Raw genomic sequence first — 22,202 nt, 5'->3', positions numbered from 1 at the left:
CGCCAGCACCATCTTGATGACCCCGGCGACACCGGCGGCGGCCTGGGTGTGCCCGAGGTTCGACTTGACCGATCCGAGGAACAGCGGCTGTTCGCGGTCGTTGCCGTAGGAGGCGAGGAGCGCGTTGGCCTCGATGGGGTCGCCGAGTCCGGTGCCGGTGCCGTGTGCCTCGACCGCGTCGATGTCGGCCGGGGTGAGGCCGCCGTCGGCGAGGGCCTGGCGGATCACCTGCTGCTGTGCGCGGCCGTTGGGGGCGGTGAGGCCGTTGGAGGCGCCGTCCTGGTTGACGGCCGTGCCGCCGATGACGGCCAGCACCCGGTGCCCGTTGCGGCGCGCGTCGGAGAGGCGTTCCAGTGCGAGGACGCCGACGCCCTCCGACCAGCCGGTGCCGTCGGCGGCGTCCGCGAACGCCTTGCAGCGGCCGTCCGCCGCCAGCCCGCCCTGGACGGTGAACTCCGTGAAGGCGTCCGGGCTGGACATCACGGAGACGCCGCCCGCGAGCGCGAGCGTGCACTCGCCCTGGCGCAGGGAGCGGGCGGCCAGATGGAGGGCCACGAGGGACGAGGAGCAGGCGGTGTCGACGGTGACGGCAGGGCCTTCGAGCCCGAGGGCGTAGGAGAGCCGGCCGGACATGACGCTGGCCGTGTTGCCGGTGGCGACGTGCCCGCGCACATCGGCGGTGCCGCCGCGCAGCAGGGTGACGTAGTCCTGGCCGTTGGTGCCGACGAAGACACCGGTCCGGCTGCCGCGCAGCGCGTGGGCGTCGATGCCGGCGCGTTCCAGTACCTCCCAGGAGGTCTCCAGCAGCAGCCGCTGCTGCGGGTCCATGGCCAGCGCCTCGCGGGGCGAGATCCCGAAGAAGGCGGCGTCGAAGAGGCCGACACCGTCGAGGAAGCCGCCTTCCAGGGTGGCGGATCCGCCGTGGGCGAGGCGGTCGAGGTCCCAGCCGCGGTCGGTGGGGAAGCCGGAGATGGCGTCCTCGCCGCGGGTGAGCAGGTCCCACAGGTCCTCGGGGGTGGTGATGCCGCCGGGGAAACGGCAGCTCATCCCGACGACGGCGATGCGGTCGTCCTCGGCGGGACGGTCGGCGGCGGCCGTGCCGGCGGTCCGTGCCGTGCCGTCCTCGGTCAGGGAGCCGGTGAGCTCGGTGAGGAGGAAGCGGGCGAGGGCACGCGGGGTGGGGTGGTCGTAGACGAGGGTGGCGGGCAGCTTCAGGCCCGTCGTGGCGGACAGCGCGTTGCGCAGTTCGACGGTGGTGAGCGAGTCGAAGCCGAGGCCCAGGAAGGTCTGTTCGGGGTCGAGGCGGTCGCCGCCCGCGTGGCCGAGGACGGCGGCGGCGTGGCCGCGCACCAGGTCGAGGACGAGCCGGGCGCGGCCCGACGCGGGGAGCGGGGCGAGCTTGCCGAGCAGTTCGGGCGCCTGCTGTCCGGGGGTGCCGGGGCCGGTCAGGGTGGCGGAGGACACCACGGCGCCGGCGCGGCGCAGTGCGGGCAGGTCGGCGACGAGCGGGTTCGGCCGCACGGTGGTGAAGGCGGCGGCGAAGCGTTCCCAGTCGATGTCGGCGACGGTGACGGCCTCGTCGTCGTGCTCGATGGCGTGGTGCAGGGCGGCCAGTGCCCGGTCGGGGGCCATCGGGGTGTAGCCGCCGCGGCGCACGCGCTGTTCCACCCCGGCGCCGTCGACGGCCATACCGGCGCCGGCCCACGGGCCCCAGGCGACGGAGGTCGCGGGCAGGCCCTGGGCGCGGCGTACGGCGGCGAAGGCGTCGAGGAAGGCGTTGGCGGCCGCGTAGTTGCCCTGCCCGGCGGCGCCCAGGGTGCCGGCGGTGGAGGAGAACAGTACGAACGCGTCGAGGTCCAGGGCGCGGGTGAGGTCGTGCAGATGGAGCGTGGCGGTGACCTTGGCACGCTGGACGGCGGCGAACTTCTCCGGCGTCAGGGCGTCGACGAGGGCGTCCTCGACGACACCGGCCGTGTGGAAGACCGCGGTGAGCGGCGTCTCGTCCGGTACGGCCGCGAGGACGGCGCGGAGCGCGTCGCGGTCGGCGGTGTCGCAGGCGGCGAGGGTGACCCGGGCGCCCGTCTCCTCCAGTTCGGCGCGCAGCGCGTCGGCGCCCGGCGCTTCGGGGCCCCGGCGGCTGACGAGCAGCAGGTGTGCGGCGCCGTCGCGGGCGAGGCGGCGTGCCACATGGCTGCCGAGCCCGCCGGTGCCGCCGGTGACGAGGACCGTGCCGGTGGGCCGGTAGGGGCGCACGGCGGGGTCGCCGCCGACGGGGTGGTGGGCGAGGCGCCGGGCGAAGACGGCGGTGGAGCGGACGGCGAGCTGGTCCTCGTCGCCGGCGGCGGTGAGGGCTCCGGGCAGCCGCCGGAGTGTGGCTGCGTCCGGCGCTGCGGGCAGGTCGACGAGGCCGCCCCAGCGGGTCGGGGGTTCGAGGGCGACGGCGCGGCCCAGCCCCCAGACGGCGGCCTGGGCGGGGTCGGCCGGCGGTTCGGAGCGGCCGGTGCGGACGGCGGCCCGGGTGAGGCACCACAGGGGTGCGTCGATACCGGCATCGCCCAGCGCCTGCACGGCCGTTGCCGTGAAGAGCGGCCCCGCCGGGGTGTCCGCCGGGCCGGTGGGCTCGTCGTGGCCGGTGGGCTCGTCGTGGAGGGAGAGCAGGGACAGCACTCCGCTGAACACGGTCCCGTCCGCGACGGACGCGCGCAGGCGTGCCGCGAGGGCGTCCCGGTCGGCTTCGGTGACGTCGAGGCGCACGGTGCCGGTGCCGAGCGCGGCGGCCACGGTGTCGCTCCAGTCGTCCGCGCCGGTGGTGCCGGGGGCGAGGATCAGCCAGGTGCCGTCGGGGTGTTCGGCCCGTGTCCCGGTCAGCGGCTTCCAGGTGACGCGGTAGCGCCAGCCGTCGACGGTCGTCTCCTCGCGGCGCTTGCGGCGCCAGGAGGACAGTGCGGGAACGAGGGCGGTCAGGGTCTCGCCGTCCAGGTCGAGCCGGTCGCCGAGACCGGTCACGTCGCCGCGTTCGACGGCCGACCAGAACTCGGCGTCCACCGGGTCCGCGGGGGCCGAGGCGTCCACGGGCCCGGGGAGGGCCGGGGTGTCGGGCCAGTAGCGGGAGCGCTGGAACGGGTAGGTGGGCAGGTCGATGTGGCCGGTGCCGGGGAGCACGGCGTTCCAGTCGGGCCGTACGCCGTGCAGGTGGAGCGCGGCGAGGGCCGTGGCGACGGCGTGGGGTTCGTCCCTGTCGCGGCGCAGCAGGGGCACGGCGGCCGGGGTGGTACGGCCCTCGGTGTCCGCGACGCCTCCGAGGTGGGTGGTGCCGACGGTGTCGGCTGCGGCGGCGGTGTCCGCGGCGTGGGCGGCGTCGGCCGTATCGCCCGCAACGCTTGTGTCGGCTGTGCCGGCTGTGCCTGCTGCGTCGGCTGCGTCCGCTCCGTCGGCGGCATCTGCTGCGGCCGCGGCATCTGCTGCGGCGGCGATGTCGCGGACGGCGCCGGAGAGGGTGCCGTCGGGGCCGAGTTCGAGGCAGCAGGTCACCCCGGCGTCGGCCAGGCGCCGCACCGCGTCGGCGAAGCGCACCGCGTGCCGGGTCTGCCCGGCCCAGTAGGCGCCCGTGCCGAGGTCCTCGGCGCCGAGCAGTTCACCGGTGACGGCGGAGACGAACGGGATCTCCGGCGGCCGGTGGGTGACGCCCGCCGCGATACGGGTGAACTCCTCCAGCACCGGGTCCATGTGGTGCGAGTGGAAGGCGTGGCTCACCGTCAGCCTGCGGGTCCTGCGGCCCTGTGCGGCGAAGTGTTCCTCGATCGCCCGCACCGCGTCCTCGTCGCCGGAGACGACCAGTGAGCGCGGGGTGTTGACGGCGGCGACGGACGCACGGCCGTCCGGCCTGTCCAGCAGCGGCAGCACCTCGTCCTCGGCCGCCTGGAGCGCGCACATGGCGCCGCCCTGTGGGAGCGCGGCCATGAGCCGGCCGCGTGCGGCGACGAGCGTGCAGGCGTCGTCGAGGGTGAGGACGCCCGCCGCGTGCGCTGCCGCGTACTCGCCGATGGAGTGCCCGGCGACGTAGTCGGGGCGCAGGCCCCAGGACTCGGCGAGCCGGAACAGCGCCACTTCGAGGGCGAAGAGCGCGGGCTGGGTCCAGGCGGTGTCGTCCAGCAGCGCGGCCTCGGGGGTGCCGGGCTCGGCGAAGAGGATGTCGCGCAGCGGCCGGTCGAGTTCCTGGTCGAGGCGGGTGAGGACGGCGTCGAGGGCGTCGGCGAACACCGGGTGGCGCTCGTACAGTTCCCGGCCGGTGCCGGGGCGCTGGCTGCCCTGGCCGGTGAACAGGAAGGCGAGCCGGCCGGACGCGGGGCGGCCGGTGCTCAGCACGCTGTCCGGGGTGCCCTCGTGCAGCGCGGTGAGCCCGCGGAGGAGGGTGTCCCGGTCGGCGGCCACGACGGCCGCGCGGTGGTCGAGCGCCGTGCGGGTGGTGGCGAGCGCGCGTGCCAGTGCGGCGGGCGGCACCTCGGGCCGCTGCTCGACGAGGTCGCGCAACTGTGCGGCGCGGGCGCGCAGTCCGGCCTCGGTGCGGCCGGAGAGCAGCACGGGCACGGGCCCGGCGACGGCGGCCGTGTCCCGGGTCTCCCCTGCCGCCGCGACCGCCCCGTCGGCCGTGTCCGTTCCGGCGGTCCGGTCGGTTCCGTCGGCTCCGCCGGTCTCGTCGGTTCCGTCGGTCCCGGCCGGTGCGGCGTCGTCCTGCGGCAGTTCGAGGACGGTGTGCACGTTGGTGCCGCTCAGCCCGAACGACGAGACGGCGGCACGGCGCGGCCCCGGGGTGTCCGGCCACCGCTCTTCCTCGGTGAGCAGCCGGATGGCGCCGGAGGACCAGTCGACGTGCGTGGAGGGCTCGTCGACGTGCAGGGTGCGGGGCGCGGTGCCGTGGCGCATCGCCATGACCATCTTGATGACGCCCGCCACGCCCGAAGCCATCTGCGTATGGCCGATGTTGGACTTCACCGAGCCCAGCAGCAGCGGCTGTCCGGCGTCCCGGTCCTGGCCGTAGGTGGCCAGCAGCGCCTGCGCCTCGATGGGGTCGCCGAGCCTGGTGCCGGTGCCGTGGCCCTCGACGACGTCCACCTCGGCGGGGGTCAGGCCGGCGTCGGCGAGGGCGTCGCGGATGACGCGCTGCTGCGACGGCCCGTTGGGCGCGGTCAGCCCGTTGGAGGCGCCGTCCTGGTTGACGGCGGAGCCGCGGATGACGGCGAGGACCCGGTGGCCGTTGCGGCGTGCGTCGGAGAGCCGCTCGACGACGACGAGGCCGAGGCCCTCGGCCAGGCTCATGCCGTCGGCGGCATCGGCGTACGCCTTGCACCGGCCGTCGGCGGCCATGGCCCGCTGCCGGCTGAAGCCGACGAACGCGCTGGGGGTCGCCATGACGCTGACGCCGCCGGCCAGGGCGAGGGAGCTCTCCCCGTTGCGCAGCGACTGGCAGGCCAGGTGCAGTGCCACCAGCGACGACGAGCAGGCGGTGTCCAGGGTGACGGCCGGGCCCTCGAAGCCGAAGCTGTAGGCGAGCCGCCCGGACAGCACGCTGGAGATGCTGCCGGTGATCAGGTGCCCCTCGTTGCCCTCGGGCGCGGCGCCGCCGGCGGTGTAGTCCTGGTAGCTGGCGCCGATGAAGGTGCCGGTGCGGCTGCCGCGCAGGGTGGCGGCGTCGATGCCGGCGCGCTCCACGGCCTCCCAGGCGCTCTCCAGCAGGAGCCGCTGCTGCGGGTCCATGGCCAGCGCCTCGCGTGGGGAGATGCCGAAGAACCCGGCGTCGAAGTCGGCGACGTCGTGCAGGAAGCCGCCGCGGGTGGAGTAGGTGTGCCCGGGGCTGTCGGGGTCCGGGTCGTAGAGGCCCTCGGTGTCCCAGCCGCGGTCCTCGGGGAAGGCGCCGATGGCGTCGCCGCCGGAGGCGATGAGCTCCCACAGCTCCTCCGGGGAGCCGACGCCGCCGGGGTAGCGGCAGCTCATGCCGACGATGGCGAGCGGCTCGTCGACGGAGCCGCCGGCGGGAGCGGGCGGGGCAGCGGCGGCGTCGGTGGTGCCGGTGCCGGCGAGCCGGGTGCGCAGGAACGCGACGAGCGCGGACGGCGTCGGGTAGTCGAACACCATGGTGCTCGGCAGGGTGAGGCCGGTGACGCCGTTCAGCCGGTTGCGCAGATCGACGGCGGTGAGGGAGTCGAAGCCGACGTCGCGGAAGGCGCGCTGTTCGGAGAGGACATCGGGCGAGGCGTGGCCGAGGACCGTCGCGGCCTCGCCGCGGACGAGGTCGAGGAGGACCCGGTCCTGTTCGACGGGGGGCAGCGCGCGGATCCTGGTGGCGAACTCGCTGCCGCCCTCGGTGGCGGTGCCGTCCTCCGCGAGCTGCTGGACCTCGGGCAGCTCCGCGAAGAGGGCGGTGTCCCGGCCGGACGTGAAGACCGGGTGGTAGCGCTGCCAGTCGATGTCGGCGACGCAGAGCACGGTCTCGTCGGCGTCGAGGGCCTGCCGCAGCCCGGTGAGGGCCAGTTGGGGCTCCATGAAGGCGAGTCCGCTGCGGCGGATCTCGCCGGGGTCGACGCGGCCGAGTTCGATGTCGTCGGACCAGATGCCCCAGGACAGGGAGGTCGCGGTGGCGCCGCGGGCCCTGCGGTGCTCGGCGAGCGCGTTGAGGCAGGCGTTGGCCGCGACGTAGGCGGCGTGCCGGCCGCTGCCCCACATTCCGGCGGTCGAGGAGTACAGCACGAACGCGTCGAGTGCGTCGTCGTCGAGGAGTTCGTCGAGGTGGCGGGCGCCGGCGACCTTGGCGTGCACGACCCGGGCGAAGGAGTCGAGGTCGGTCTCCTCCAGGGAGAGCAGTTCGATGACGGCGGCCGTGTGGACGACGGTGCGCACGGTGCGTCCTTCGGCGCTGAGCCCGTCCAGCAGTGCGGCGACCGCGGCGCGGTCGGTCAGGTCGCAGGCGGCGACGGTGACCTCGCAGCCGGACCGGCCGAGTTCCTCGACGAGTTCGGCGGCGCCGGGCGCGTCCATGCCGCGGCGGCTGGTGAGCACGAGGTGCTCCGCGCCCTGCTCGGCGAGCCAGCGGGCCAGGTGGGGGCCGAGGGTGCCGGTGCCGCCGGTGACGAGGACGGTTCCGCGCGGTGTCCAGGGGCGGGCCGGCTCGGCGGGCGGGGCGGGTGCGTGCACGACGCGGCGGGCGAGGACGCCGGAGGGGCGGATGGCGAGCTGGTCCTCGCCGGTGCGTCCGGTGAGGACGGCGGCGAGCCGTTCGGCCGCGCGCCGGTCGAGCCGCTCGGGCAGATCGGCCACGCCGCCCCAGCGCTGCGGGTGTTCGAGCGCGGCGGTCCAGCCGAGGCCGAGGATCTGGGCCTGCGCCGGGCGGGTCAGCCGGTCGGAGCGGCCGGTGGAGACGGCGCCCCGGGTCAGGCACCACAGGGGCGCGTCCACGGCGGCGTCGCCGAGGGCCTGGATGAGGACGACGGACAGGGCGAGGCCGAGGGTGAGCGCGGGCCGCTGCTCGTCGGGTTGCTCGGCCGCGGCCAACAGCGAGACGACGCCGGTGAGTTCGGCGAGGTCCTCGCGTGCCGCCAGCCGGGCGGTGAGGGCGGCGCGGTCGGTGTCGGCCTCGTCCAGGACGAGGGTGCGCACCCGTGCTCCGTGTGCGGCGAGGGCGTCTTCGACCTCGGAGACCGCGGCAGCGGAGGCCGCGTCGGAGGCCGTGTCGGAGGCGGCATCGGCGGTGGTGACGAGCAGCCAGGTGCCGGACAGGGCGGCTGCGGGCAGTCCGGTGAGCGGCTTCCAGGTGGCGCGGTAGCGCCAGGAGTCGACGGTGGACAGCTGGCGGCGCCGGCGGCGCCAGTCGGCGAGCGCCGGCAGCACGGGGGCGAGGGCCGCGCCGTCGACGCGGAGCCCGGCGGCGAGGGCGTCGACGTCGGCGTCCTCGACCGCGCTCCAGAACTCCGTCTCGGCGGCGTCGGCGGCACCGGCCGCCCGGCCCTGCTGCCGGTCCTGCGCCGTGGGGAGCGCCCACAGGTGTTCGCGCTGGAAGGCGTAGGTGGGCAGCGGCACGGGCCGGGCCCCGGTGTCCGCGAAGACGGGGTTCCAGTCGACGCGGACGCCCCGGACGAACGCCTCGGCGAGGGAGGTCAGGAAGCGTTCGACGCCGCCCTGGTGGCGGCGCAGGGTGCCGGTCACGACGGCCCCGGTCGCGGTGCCGCCCGCGGTCTCGTCCGCTGCCTCGTCCACGGTGTCGCCGACCGCCATCGTCAGCACCGGGTGGGAGCTGACCTCGATGAACGTCGTGTGTCCGGCGTCGAGCAGGGCGCGGACGGCCGGTTCGAAGCGCACGGTGTGCCGCAGGTTGCGGTACCAGTAGTCGGCGTCGAGGGGGGCGTCCTCCGCCGCGCGGTCGCCGGTGACGGTGGAGTGGAACGGCACCTGCGCCGGGCGGGGCCGTACCGGGGCGAGGGCGTCGAGGAGTTCGTCCCGGAGGAGTTCGACCTGCTCGGAGTGCGAGGCGTAGTCGACGGCGATGCGCCGGGCACGGACATCGGCGGCGGTCAGTTCGGCGAGGAAGGCGTCGACCGCCGTCACGGTGCCGGAGACGACGACGGAGGCGGGCCCGTTGACGGCGGCGACGGACAGGGCGTCGCCGTACGCGGTGAGGCGCCGCTCGACGTCGGAGACGGGCAGCGGCACGGACATCATCCCGCCGGAGCCGGCCAGGACGCGGGCGATGGCCCGGCTGCGCAGGGCCACGACGCGGGCGGCGTCCTCCAGGGTGAGGGCGCCGGCGACGGTCGCGGCGGCGATCTCGCCCTGGGAGTGGCCGACGACGGCGTCGGGCGTGACGCCGTGGCTGCGCCACAGTTCGGCCAGCGACACCATGACCGCCCAGGAGGCGGGCTGGACGACGTCGACGCGGTCCAGCCCGGGCGCGCCCTCGGCCTGGTGGAGGACGTCGAGGAGGGACCAGTCGGTGAACGGGGCCAGGGCTGCGGCGCAGGCGTGCATCCGTTCGGCGAACGCCGGTGACTCCGCCAGGAGTTGGGCGCCCATACCGGCCCACTGGGAGCCCTGGCCGGGGAAGACGAAGACGGTCCGGCCGTCGGCGTCGGCGGTGCCCTGCACGACGGCGCGCGAGGAGCGGCCCTCGGCCAGCGCGGTGAGGGCGTCCAGCGGGTCGGTCACCTCGGCGTCCGCGCCGGTGTCGATGTCGGTTCCGGCGGTGTCAGCGGCGGTCTCGCCCGCGCTGTCGTCGGACGCTCCTGCGCCCGTGGTGGTGAGGACGACGGCCCGGTGCTCGAAGAGGGTGCGGGAGGTCAGCAGGGTGTGGCCGACGTCGAGACGGCACGGTGCGTCGTCCTCCGTGAGGCGCCCGGCCAGCCGGGCCGCCTGGGAGCGCAGCGCCGCGGGGGTGCGCGCGGACAGCAGCCAGGGGACGACGCCGCCGGCGGGCGCGACGGGCTCCGCCGCACCGGCGGGCCCGGACTCCTCGTCGCGGGGCGCCTCTTCGAGGACGGCGTGCGCGTTGGTGCCGCTGATGCCGAAGGAGGACACGGCGCACCGGCGGGCCCGCTCACCGCGCGGCCAGTCGGCCGGCTCGGTCAGCAGCGAGACCGTGCCCGGGCTCCAGTCGATGCGGCCGGAGGGCTGCTCGGCGTGCAGGGTGGGCGGCAGCGCGCCGTTCCGCAGCGCCAGCACCATCTTGATGACACCGGCGACGCCGGCGGCGGACTGGGTGTGGCCGATGTTGGACTTCACCGACCCGAGCAGCAGCGGACGTTCCGCGTCCCGCGCCCGGCCGTAGGTGGCCAGCAGCGCCTGCGCCTCGATGGGGTCACCGAGTGAGGTGCCGGTGCCGTGCGCCTCCACCGCGTCGATCTCGCCGGGGCCCAGCCCGGCGTTGGCGAGGGCCTGCCGGATGACGCGCTGCTGCGACGGCCCGTTGGGCGCGGTGAGCCCGTTGGAGGCGCCGTCCTGGTTGATGGCCGAGCCCCGGACGACGGCCAGCACCTCGTGGCCGTTGCGGCGCGCGTCGGAGAGCCGCTCCAGGACCAGCACGCCGACGCCCTCGGCGAGGGTCATGCCGTCGGCGCCCTCGGAGAAGGACTTGCACCGCCCGTCGCCGGCCAGCGCCCGCTGCTTGCTGAAGGCGATGAACGGCGCCGGGGTCGTCATGACGGTGGCGCCGCCGGCCAGGGCGAGGGAGCTCTCCCCGTTGCGCAGCGACTGGCAGGCCAGATGCAGGGCCACCAGCGACGACGAGCAGGCCGTGTCGACGGTGACGGCCGGGCCCTCCAGGCCGAAGGCGTAGGCGAGCCGCCCGGACAGCACGCTGGGGCTGGTGCCGGTGACGGCGTGCCCGGCGCCGGCCGCGTCGTCGAGGCCGAGCCCGTACTCCTGGTAGCTGGAGCCGATGAAGGTGCCGGTGACGCTGCCGTGCACGGTGGCGGGGTCGATCCCGGCCTGCTCGAACGCCTCCCAGGTCGTCTCCAGCAGCAGCCGCTGCTGGGGGTCCATGGACAGCGCCTCGCGGGGCGAGATGCCGAAGAACCCGGCGTCGAACTCCCCCGCGTCGTGCAGGAAGCCGCCGCGGGTGGAGTAGGTGGTGCCGGGGTGGTCGGGGTCGGGGTGGTGGAGGCCGTCGCCGTCCCAGCCGCGGTCGACGGGGAAGTCGGTGATGGCGTCGGTCCCCTCGGAGACCATCCGCCAGAACTCCTGCGGGGAGCGCACGCCGCCGGGGAAGCGGCAGCCCATGCCGACGACGGCGACGGGCTCGTCGAAGCCGCCGGTGGTGACGGCGGCCGGTGCCGCGGGGGTGCCGGCCGTCGACGGGCCGTCGGCGCCGAGGAGTTCGCCGTGCAGGAACCGGGCGAGCCCGACGGGCGTGGGGTAGTCGAAGACGAGCGTGGCGGGCAGGTCGAGCCCGGTGCCGAGGGCGAGGCGTTTGCGCAGTTCGACGGCGGTGAGCGAGTCGAAGCCCGCGTCGCGGAAGGCGCGGCGCGGCTCGACGGCCTCGGCCGAGGCGTGCCCCAGGACGGCGGCGGCCTCGCCGCGTACCAGGTCGACCAGGTGCTGCTCCTGCTCGTCCCGGGTGAGCCCGGTGAGCCGTCCGGCGAGCGGGGTGCGGCCGGGCGCCTCGGTGTCGTCGGCGTGTGCGAGGGCGCGTACGTCGTCGAGTGCGCCGAAGAGCGTGCTGGGCCGGGACGAGGTGAACACCGGGTGGTAGCGCGCCCAGTCGACGTCGGCGACGGTGAGGGCCACGTCCTGCTGGGCGAGGGCGCGGCGCAGTTCGGCGAGGGCGCTGCGCGGGTCGAGGAAGCGCAGTCCGGTGCGTTCCAGCCGGTCGGCCATGGCGTCGTGGGTGGCCATGCCCGCTTCGGCCCACGGGCCCCAGGCGAGGGAGGTGGCGGGCAGGCCGCGCGCCCAGCGGTTCTCGGCGAGGGCGTCCAGGTAGGCGTTGGCCGCACCGTAGGCGCTCTGCCCGGCGCTTCCCCATACGCCGGCGACGGAGGAGAAGAGGACGAAGAAGTCGAGGTCCGCGTCGTCGTCGAGCAGCGCGTCGAGGTGTGCGGCGCCGAGCATCTTGGCGGACGCGGTGGCCGCCGCGTCGTCGAGGGAGGTGTCGGCCAGGGCGGAGACCTGGCCGACACCGGCGGCGTGTACGACGCCGGTCAGCGGGTGCTCGTCGGGGATGCCGGCGAGCACCCGGGCGAGCGCGTCGCGGTCGGCGGTGTCGCAGGCGGCGAGGGTGACGCGGGCGCCGAGGTCCTCCAGTTCGCCGCGCAGCCGGTCGGCGCCGGGCGCCTCGGGTCCGCTGCGGCTGGTGAGCAGCAGGTGCGTGGCGCCTTCCCGGGCGAGGAAGCGGGCGACCTCGGCGCCGAGCGCGCCGGTGCCGCCGGTGACGAGCACGGTGCCGGTGAGGGAGAAGGCGCCGGGGGGCGGTGCCTCGGCGGGCTGGCGTACCAGCCGGCGTGCGAACGTGCCGACGGGGCGCAGCGCGAGCTGGTCCTCGGCGGGGCCGGTGTGTCCCGTGCCGGTGGCGGCGAGGGCGGAGACGAACTGCTGGACGACGGCGGGGTCGAGGTGGGGCGGCAGGTCGACGAGTCCGTGCGGGCGTTCGGGGTGTTCCAGCGCCGCGACGCGTGCCAGGCCCCAGACGGCGGCCTGGACGGGGTTGTGGAGCGGGTCGGCGGAGCCGGCGGTGGAGACGGCGCCGCGGGTCACCGTCCACAGGGCCGCGGTGGTGCCCGCGTCGGCGAGGGCCTGGAGGAGGGTGAAGCTGCGGCGCAGCCCGGGCGGCAGGCCGGCGGCGGGCGGAACGCCGGGGCGGTCGGCCAGCGGCAGCACGGAGAGGATCCCGTGCGCTTCGGGGTGTGCAGCCAGACGGGCGGCCATGGCGGCCCGGTCGTCCTCGTGCGGGGCCAGGAGCAGCTCTTCGAGGAGGGCGCCGTGGCCGCGCAGCGCGTCGAGGAGTTCCGCTGCCTCGTCCCGGGTGTCCTCGGTGGTGACGACGAGCCAGGTGCCGTCCAGCACGGGTGCGGCCGACGGCTGGACGGGGGTCCACTCCACCCGGTAGCGCAGGGCGTCCAGGCGGGCCTGTTCCTGCCGCTGCTGGCGCCAGGAGGACAGGGCGGGCAGCAGGGTGTAGAGGGAGGCGTGCTGTTCGTCGCGGAGTCCGAGGAGCGTGGCGAGTTCGCCGGCGTCGCCGCGGTCGACGGCGTCCCACAGCTCGGAGTCGGCCGTGTCGGTGGGCGGTTGGGCCGCCGGTGGGCCGGTCCGCTCCCCGGGCTCGGGCCAGTACCGCTCGTGCTGGAAGGGGTAGGTCGGCAGGTCGACGGGGGTGCGGGCGGCCGTGCCGAACCAGGCGGCCCAGTCGACGGGGGTGCCGTGCGTGTGCAGGCGGGCGAGCGCGGTGGCGAGGGTGCGCTCCTCGCTCCGGTCGGTGCGCAGCGCGGCGACGAGGTCGGTGCCCGGGTCGTCGCCGAGCACGTCCTGGGCGAGGGCGGTCAGGGTGCCGTCGGGGCCGAGTTCGAGGAAGGCGGTGGCTCCGGCGGCGCGTGCCGCGCTGACGCCGTCGGCGAAGCGGACGGTGGCGCGGACGTGGTCGACCCAGTGGTCGGGTGAGCACAGTTCGTCGGCGGTGGCGACGCGTCCGGTGAGGTCGGAGACGACGGTGACGGACGGTGCGTGGTAGGTGAGTTCGGCGGCGACGCGGCGGAAGTCCTCCAGCGCGGGTTCCATCAGCGGGGAGTGGAAGGCGTGGCTGACCCGCAGCCGCCGGGTCTTCCGGCCGAGTCCGGCGATGTGCTCGCGGATCTCCTCGGCGGCGCGCTCCTCCCCCGCGACGACGACGGCCCGCGGGCCGTTGACGGCGGCGAGGGACACCTCGTGCTCGCGCCCGGCGAGCAGCGGGGCGACCTCGTCCTCGGTGGCCTGGAGGGAGATCATGGCGCCGCCGGCGGGCAGCGCGTCCATGAGCCGGGCGCGGGCGGTGACGAGCCGGGCGGCGTCGGGCAGCGAGAGGACGCCGGCCACGTGGGCGGCGGCGATCTCGCCCACCGAGTGGCCGAGGAGGACGTCGGGGCGTACGCCCCAGGAGTGCAGCAGGCGGTGGAGGGCGACTTCGAGGGCGAAGAGGGCGGGCTGGGCCCAGCCGGTGCGGTCCAGCAGCGCGGCTTCGGGGCTGCCGTCCTCGGCGAACAGGACCTCGCGCAGGGGCCGTTCCAGGTGCGGGTCGAGCGCGGCGCACACCTCGTCGAGGGCCTGCGCGAACGCCGGGTGGGCGGCGTGGAGTTCGCGTCCTGCTCCGGGGCGCTGGCTGCCCTGCCCGGCGAAGAGCAGTGCGAGGGTGCCGGTGCCGGCCTCTCCCTCGACGAGCGCGGGGTCGGGGCGGTCGTCGGCCAGGGCGCCGAGGGCGCGCAGGAGTTCGTCGCGGTCGCCGAGCGCGACGGCGCGCCGGTCGAAGGCGGAGCGGGTGGTGGCGAGCGCGCGTCCGGTGGCGGCGAGGTCGAGGTCCGGCTGCTCGGCGGCGCGGGCGCGCAGCCGCGCGGCCTGGTCGCGGAGGGCGGCCCGGGTCCTGGCCGACAGGGTCCAGGGCACGACGGCGGGTGCGGCGGCGGGTGCGGGCTCCTGCGGGGCGGCGGGCGCCTCTTCGAGGATGACGTGGGCGTTGGTGCCGCTGATGCCGAAGGAGGACACGCCGGTGCGGCGCGGCCGGCCGGTGCCGGGCCAGGGCGTCTCCTGCCGCAGCAGCCGGACGGCTCCCTCGTCCCAGTCGACGTGGCTGGACGGCCGGTCGGCGTGCAGGGTGCGGGGCAGCACTCCGTGCCGCATCGCCTGGACCATCTTGATGACGCCGGCGACCCCGGCGGCGGCCTGGGTGTGGCCGATGTTGGACTTCACCGAGCCGAGCAGCAGCGGGCGGTCGGCGTCCCGGTCCTGGCCGTAGGTGGCGAGCAGTGCCTGGGCCTCGATGGGGTCGCCGAGTGAGGTGCCGGTGCCGTGTGCTTCGACGGCATCGATGTCCCGGGGGGTGAGCCCGGCGGCCCCGAGTGCCTGGCGGATGACGCGCTGCTGCGACGGCCCGTTGGGCGCGGTCAGCCCGTTGGAGGCGCCGTCCTGGTTGATGGCCGAGCCGCGGACGACGGCGAGGACCCGGTGGCCGTTGCGGCGTGCGTCGGAGAGCCGTTCCAGGACGAGGACGCCGACGCCCTCGGCCCAGCCGACGCCGTCGGCGTCGTCGGAGAACGCCTTGCACCGGCCGTCGGGGGACAGTCCGCGCTGGCGGGCGAACTCGATGAGGGAGGTCGGTGTGGACATCACGGTGACGCCGCCGGCCAGGGCCAGCGAGCACTCCCCCGCGCGCAGCGCGTGCATCGCCCAGTGCATGCCGACGAGGGAGGAGGAGCAGGCCGTGTCGACGGTGACGGCCGGGCCCTCCAGGCCGAGGGTGTAGGCGACGCGTCCGGAGGCGATGCTGGGCGAGGTGCCGCTGCCCTGGAAGCCCTCGAACCGCTCGTCGGTGAGGGTCGCGGCGTAGTCGTTGTACATGACGCCGGCGAAGACTCCGGTCCTGCTGCCGCGCAGCGACACCGGGTCGATGCCGGCGCGTTCGACGGCTTCCCAGGAGGCTTCGAGCAGCAGCCGCTGCTGCGCGTCGGTGGCGAGGGCCTCGCGGGGGCTCATGCCGAAGAAGGCGGGGTCGAACTCGGCCGCGTCGTGCAGGAATCCGCCGTAGCGGGTGTAGGTGGTGCCGGGGTGGTCGGGGTCGGGGTGGTACAGGTTCTCCAGGTCCCAGCCGCGGTCGGTGGGCAGTCCGGAGATGGCGTCGGTGCCCTCGCCGACCAGCCGCCACAGGTCCTCGGGCGAGGTGACGCCGCCGGGGTAGCGGCAGCTCATGCCGACGATGACGACGGGGTCGTCGTCGGCCGCCGCACGCGGTGCGCTCCCGCCGTCCCGGGCGTGTGTGCCGTCCGTCGTGTCGGCGCCGAGGAGTTCGGCGAGTACGTACCGGGCGAGCGCCGTGACGTTCGGGTGGTCGAAGACGACGGTGGCGGGGATGCGCAGTCCGGTGACGGAGCCGAGCCGGTTGCGCAGCTCGACGGCGCTGAGCGAGTCGAAGCCCAGTTCCTGGAAGGGGCGTGCCGCCTCGACCTCGGCCGGGTCGGTGTGGCCGAGTACGGCGGCGACCTGGGTGCGGACGAGGTCGAACACGGCGCGGGAGCGGGCCTGTTCGTCCAGCCGGGTCAGCCGCTGGACGAGGCCGACGGCGGTCTCGGAGGCGGAGACGGCCGTCCGGCGCGCGGGGGTGCGCACGAGGCCGCGCAGCAGCGGCGGCACCTCGTCCTGGAGGCGCAGCACGGAGGTGTCGAGCCGGGCCGGCAGCAGTACGGGGGTGCGGGCACCGAGGGCCGCGTCGAAGAGTGCGAGGCCCTGTTCCTCGGTGAGCGGCGGTGTGCCCCGGCGGGCGAGGCGCTCGGTCTCGGCTCCGGTGAGGCCGCCGGTCATGCCCGCGTTGAGCTGCCACGGGCCCCAGGCCAGGGAGAGTGCGGGCAGCCCGGAGGCGTGCCGCAGTTGGGCGACGGCGTCCACGAAGGCGTTGGCTGCGGCGTAGTTGCCCTGTCCGGCGGCGCCGACGGTGCCGGAGAGGGAGGAGAAGACCACGAACGCGGCCAGGTCCAGGTCGCGGGTGGCCTCGTGCAGGTGCCACACGGCGTCGGCCTTGGGCCGCAGCACGGCGCTGACCCGCTCCGGCGTCAGGGACGTGAGGACTCCGTCGTCGAGGACGCCGGCGCTGTGCACGACGGCCGTCAGCGGGTGCGCTTCGGGCACGCCGGCCAGCAGTCGGCCGACGGCCTCGCGGTCGGCGAGATCGCAGGCTTCGAGGGCGACCTCGGCGCCCAACGCGGCCAGCTCGTCGGCGAGTTCGCGGGCGCCGTCGGCGGCCGGGCCGCGCCGCCCGGCGAGCAGGAGGTGGCGTACGCCGTGGTGGGTGACGAGGTGGCGGGCGAAGATCCGGCCGAGGCTGCCGGTGGCGCCGGTGAGGAGCACGGTGCCGTCCGGGTTCCACGCGGTCGCGTCGGCGGTGGCGCCGGTACGGGCGCGGGCCATGCGGGCGCCGAGCAGCCGGCCGTCGCGAACGGCGGTCTGCGGCTCGGTGGTGGTCAGGGCGGCGTCGGGCAGTGCGGTGCCGGCCTCGGCGGGGTCGAGGTCCAGCAGCCGGATGCGGTCGGGGTGTTCGCTCTGTGCCGAGCGGACGAGCCCGAGGACGGCGGCGGCCGCGGGGTCGGTGAGGTCGGTGAGGTCGCCTCCCCCGGCGGCGGTGGCGCCCCGGGTGACGACGACGAGCCGGGAGGCGGCGTGCCGCTCGTCCGTGAGCCAGCTGTGAAGCCGTTCCAGGACGGTGGCGGTGAGGGTGTGCGCGCGGGCGGCGGGGTCCTCGGGGCCGCCGCAGACGGGCAGGAGGACGATCGGGGCCGGCCGGCCCTCGGGGGAGCCGGGGAGCAGGCGGGTGCCGAGTGCGTCGGCGAGGCCGAGGGTGTCGTCGCCGAGCACGGCGACGGCCTCGGGTGCGGTGGCCGTGTGTTCCCGCAGCGGCGTCCAGCGCAGCTCGAACAGGGCGTCGCGGACGATCGGGGCGGCGGTGCCGGCTCCGTGCTCGGGTGCGGCCCGCAGGGCGAGGCTTCCGACGGAGGCGACGGGTGCGCCGGAGGCGTCGGCGACGGCGAGGGACACCGTGTCGTCACCGGCCCAGGAGAGCCGCACCCGCAGGGTGGTGGCGCCGGTCGCGTGCAGGCTGACGTCCTGCCAGGAGAAGGGCAGCCCGGCGGCCGGCCGCTCGCCGGGCCCGGCGAGGAGGGGGGCGGCGTGCAGGGCGCCGTCGAGCAGCGCGGGGTGGAGTGCGAAGGCGCCGCTGTCCCCGGCGCCTTCCTGTGGGAGCGCCACCTCGGTGCAGAGGTCGTCTCCGGCGCGCCAGGCGGCCCGCAGTCCCCGGAAGAGGGGGCCGTAGGCGAAGCCGGCGTCGGCGAGGCGGTCGTAGAAGCCGTCGAGGTCGACGGGCCGGGCGCCGGCCGGCGGCCATGCGGTGGCGTCGAACGGGGCACGGTGTTCCCCGGTGGCGAGGACGCCGGTGGCGTGCCGGGTCCAGGGCCGGTCCTCGGCGCCGTCGGGGCGGGAGTGCACGCTCACGTCCCTGCGGCCGGAGCCGTCGGGGCTGCCGACCCACACCTGCACCTGTACGGCGGTGTCCTCGGGCAGGGCGAGCGGCTCGGTGAGGGTCAGCTCCTCGACGCGGTCGCAGCCGGCCTCGTCCCCGGCCCTTACGGCCAGTTCCAGGAAGGCGGTGCCGGGCAGCACGACGCTGCCGTGCACGGCGTGTTCGGCCAGCCAGGGGTGGGTGTGCCGGGAGAGCCGGCCGGTGAGCAGCACACCGTCGGAGTTGGCGAGGGAGACGGCGGCGGCGAGCAGCGGGTGGCGGGCGGCGCCCAGGCCCGCGGAGCCCACGTCGCCGGTCTGTGTGATGCCCTTGGGCCAGTAGTGGCGGCGCTGGAAGGCGTAGGTGGGCAGGTCGGTGCGGCCCGCGCCGGTGTGCGCGAACCAGCCGTCCCAGCGGACGGGCACGCCGTGCAGATGGAGTCCGGCCAGTGCGGCGGTGGCGGTCGCCTCCTCGTCGCGGCCGGGGCGCAGCAGGGGCAGGGCGGTGGCGGCGGGGCCGTCTTCGGTGGCTTCGGCGGCTTCAGCGGCTGCGGTGGCCTCGGTGCTGTCGGCGGCCGCGGTGGCTCCGGGTCCGCCGGGGTCCTCGGTGGTGCCGCGGGCGTCGAGGCAGGTGCGGGTGAGGGCGGTCAGCACGCCGTCCGGGCCGATTTCGAGGAAGGCGCCGGCTCCGTGGTCGTCCAGCCAGGAGACGGCGTCGGCGAACCGGACGGCCGCACGCGCGTGCTCCACCCAGTAGGCGGGAGAGGTGAGTTCCTCGACGGTGGCGAGAGTGCCGGTGACGGTGGAGACGAGCGGCACGGCGGGCGCCCGGGGCATCAGACGTTCCGCGACGGCGCGGAACTCCTCCAGCATCGGCTCCATGAGCGCCGAGTGGAAGGCGTGCGAGACACGCAGCCGCCGGGTTCTGCGGCCCTGCGCGGTGAAGTGGTCGGCGACGGCGGTGACGGCCTCGTCGGTGCCGGAGACGACGACGGCCCGGGGGCCGTTGACGGCGGCGATCGAGACGCCTTCCCGGTGCGGTGCGACCAGCGGCAGCACCTCGTCCTCGGTGGCCTCCAGCGCGATCATGGCGCCGCCGGCGGGGAGTTCCTGCATCAGCCGGCCGCGGGCGAGCACGAGCGAGGCGGCGTCGGGCAGGGAGAGCACTCCGGCCACATGGGCGGCGGCGATCTCGCCGACGGAGTGGCCGGCGAGGTGGTCGGGCCGCACGCCCCAGGACTCCACGAGGCGGTGGAGCGCGACTTCGAGGGCGAACAGTGCGGGCTGCGCGTAGTCCGTGCGGTGCAGCAGTTCCGCCTCGGTGCTGCCCTCGGCGGCGAACAGGACGTCCCGCAGGGGGCGTTCGAGGCGGGACGAGGGATGGTCGTCGAGCTGGGCGAGGACCTCGTCGAGCGCGTCGGCGAACACCGGGAACCGGGCGTGGAGTTCCCGCCCGGCGCCGGGCCGCTGGGAGCCCTGCCCGGCGAAGAGGAAGGCCGTCTTGGTGCGGCCCTGTGCCCTGCCCCTCAGCAGGCCGGGGTGCGGCTCGCCGGCGGCGAGCGCGGCGAGCGCCGCCTCGCGTTCGGCCGGGTCGTGGGCGAGCACCACGGCCCGGTGCTCGAAGCCGGCGCGGGCGGTGGCCAGGGAGCGGGCCACGTCCAGGGGGTCGAGAGGACGGGCGGCGCCGGCGTCGGATTCCCCGCGGGCGGCGGAGTCGTCGGAGTCGTCGGAGTGGGGCCCCGGTCGTCCGGCGACGAACTCCCGCAGGCGCGCGGCCTGGGCGCGCAGGGCCTCGCGGGTGCGTCCGGAGACGAGCCAGGGCAGGGTGCCGGGGGTGACGCGCCGCTCGTCGGCTTCCTCGGGCGCGGGCTGCGGGGGCGCCTCCTCGATGATGGTGTGCGCGTTGGTGCCACTGAGCCCGAAGGAGGAGACGCCCGCCCGGCGGGGCCGCTCACCGCGCGGCCACGGGGCGGGCTCGGTGAGCAGGCGCACCGCTCCCGAGGACCAGTCGACGTGCGAGGACGGGGCGTCGACGTGCAGCGTCCGCGGCAGCACACCGTGCCGCAGGGCGAGGACCATCTTGATGACGCCCGCCATGCCCGCCGCCGCCTGTGTGTGGCTGAGGTTGGACTTGACCGAGCCCAGCAGCAGCGGGCGGTCCTCGGGCCGGTTGCGGCCGTAGGTGGCCAGCAGCGCCTGCGCCTCCACCGGGTCGCCCAGTGAGGTGCCGGTGCCGTGTGCCTCGACGGCGTCGATCTCGTCCGTGGAGAGGCGGGCGTTGAGCAGCGCCTCCTCGATGACGCGCTGCTGCGAAGGGCCGTTGGGCGCGGTCAGCCCGTTGGACGCGCCGTCCTGGTTGACGGCCGAGCCGCGCACGACGGCGAGGACCTGGTGCCCGTTGCGGCGCGCCTCGGAGAGCCGTTCCAGGACGAGGACGCCGACGCCCTCGGCCCAGCCGGTGCCGTTCGCGGAGTCGGCGAAGGAGCGGCAGCGCCCGTCGGCGGCCAGCCCGCCCTGCCGGCTGAACTCGGTGAAGGTGGTGGGGCTGGACATCACGGTGACGCCGGCGGCCAGGGCGAGGGAGCACTCGCCCTGGCGCAGGGAGTGGGCCGCCAGGTGCAGGGCCACCAGGGACGAGGAGCACGCGGTGTCGACGGTCACGGCCGGGCCGACGGCACCGAAGAAGTAGGACAGCCGTCCGGACAGGACGCTGGTGGCGTTGCCGGTCAGGGTGAAGCCCTGGACGTCGTCGTCGGGTCCGATGCGGTAGTCCTGGGGCATCGCTCCGACGAACATGCCGGTGCGGCTGCCGCGCAGGGAGCCGGGGTCGATCCCGGCCCGCTCGAACGCCTCCCACGAGGTCTCCAGCAGCACCCGCTGCTGGGGGTCCATGGCCAGCGCCTCGCGGGGCGAGATGCCGAAGAAGCCCGCGTCGAACCGGGTGGCGTCGTGCAGGAAACCGCCGGCGAACTCCTCGGACCCGTCCGTGAGCAGTTCCCAGCCGCGGTCGCCGGGGAGCCCGGTGATGCCGTCCGCACCGGCCGAGAGCAGCTCCCACAGTTCCTCCGGGTTGCCGACGTCGCCGGGGAACCGGCAGGTCATGCCCACGATGGCAATGGGTTCCCGGGCGGCGGCCTCCAGTTCGCCGACCCGCTGCCGGCTGCGCTTGAGGTCGGCGCTCGCCCGCCGCAGGTAGTCCCGGAGCTTCTGTTCCATGTCCATTGTCAACTCAACCCATCTCAAGACCGGCGGACGGCAGAGGATTCGATGTGGGCATCCGGCACTCGGAACGGCTGATCCACAGCGACTGAGTCGTCCGCGCACCCCGCTGGAGGGCGCTGCCCCGTTGCAGGGCGCTGCCCGGCTTCCCGCACGCCACGCGCTCAGTGTCGGCGGGCCACGACGTGGAAATCCCTAGTGATGCCGCGGGCTACCAGCTCGCCGCGGTGAGGAGCTTGCCGTGATCGCGGGTCTGTCCGGCCATCCGGAGGTCGGACTCGACCATCATCTGGATCAGTTCGGGGAATTCGACGGTCTGTTCCCAGCCGAGGACCTCACGGGCCTTGCCGCAGTCCGCGCAGAGGGTCTCGACCTCGGCGGGGCGCACCAGCGCCGGGTCGACGACGACGTGCTGCTCCCAGTCCAGCCCCACGCACTCGAAGGCGATGCGGGCGGCCTCCCGCACGGAGTGCATCCGGCCGGTGCCGATGACGTAGTCGGCGGGGCTGTCCTGACTCAGCATCAGGTGCATGGCGCGCACATAGTCCCCCGCGAAGCCCCAGTCGCGTACGGCGTCGAGGTTGCCCAGCGCCAGCTTGTCCTGGAGCCCGAGCTTGATCTGGGCCACCGCGAGGGAGATCTTGCGCGTGACGAACTCGGCGCCGCGGCGCGGCGATTCGTGGTTGAACAGGATGCCGGAGACGCCGTACATGCCGAACGACTCGCGGTAGTTCTGGGTGATGTAGTGGCCGTACGCCTTGGCGACGCCGTAGGGGCTGCGGGGGTGGAAGGAGGTCAGCTCGCTCTGCGGGCTCTCCACGACCTGGCCGAACATCTCCGAGGACGACGCCTGGTAGAAGCGGATCTGCCCGGACGGGTCCCGCCCGGCCGACCTGCCGAACCCGCTCACCATCCGGACCGCCTCCAGCATCCGCAGCACGCCGGTGCCGTTGACCTCGGTGACGAGTTCGGCCTGCTGCCAGGACATGGGGACGAAGGAGATGGCACCGAGGTTGTAGATCTCGTCGGGCTGTACGACGTCCACGGCCGCCACGAGGCTGCCCTGGTCCATCAGGTCCCCGCTGACGAATTGCAGTTCCGGGATCAGTCTGCTCACCCGGTCCTTGCGGGGGTTGGCCTGCCCCCGGGTCAAGCCCCACACCTGGTACCCCTGCTGCAACAGGTGCTCGGCCAGGTAGGAACCGTCCTGACCGGTGATTCCGGTGATCAGCGCGCGCTTGGACATCCCGTCCCCTTTCACAGTGCTGGGCGCGCTCACCGAA

At 75.5% G+C, this 22,202-nt stretch carries 2 protein-coding genes; both read right to left on the bottom strand.

What is annotated here, in order from left to right; genetic code table 11:
- The coding region (locus SCA03_RS05395; RefSeq protein ID WP_141275230.1) for a type I polyketide synthase at positions 1–20,922 on the bottom strand (20,922 nt) is incomplete at its 3' end.
- Between the two features lie 208 nt (positions 20,923–21,130).
- Positions 21,131–22,165 carry a GDP-mannose 4,6-dehydratase gene (locus SCA03_RS05390; RefSeq protein WP_030882160.1) on the bottom strand — a complete coding sequence of 345 codons (1,035 nt, stop codon included), beginning with the start codon at positions 22,163–22,165 and terminating at the stop codon, positions 21,131–21,133.
- Between the last annotated feature and the right edge of the window lie 37 nt (positions 22,166–22,202).

It is taken from the genome of Streptomyces cacaoi (assembly GCF_006539165.1).
GTDB lineage: Bacteria > Actinomycetota > Actinomycetes > Streptomycetales > Streptomycetaceae > Streptomyces > Streptomyces cacaoi.
Note: the sequence above shows the minus strand (reverse complement) of the source record. Positions and strands in the feature narration are given on the sequence as shown.

What these genes read in the sequence shown, in the direction of transcription:
- SCA03_RS05390 (WP_030882160.1), bottom strand. Translation starts at nt 22,165, where the DNA reads ATGTCCAAGCGCGCGCTGATCACCGGAATCACCGGTCAGGACGGTTCC.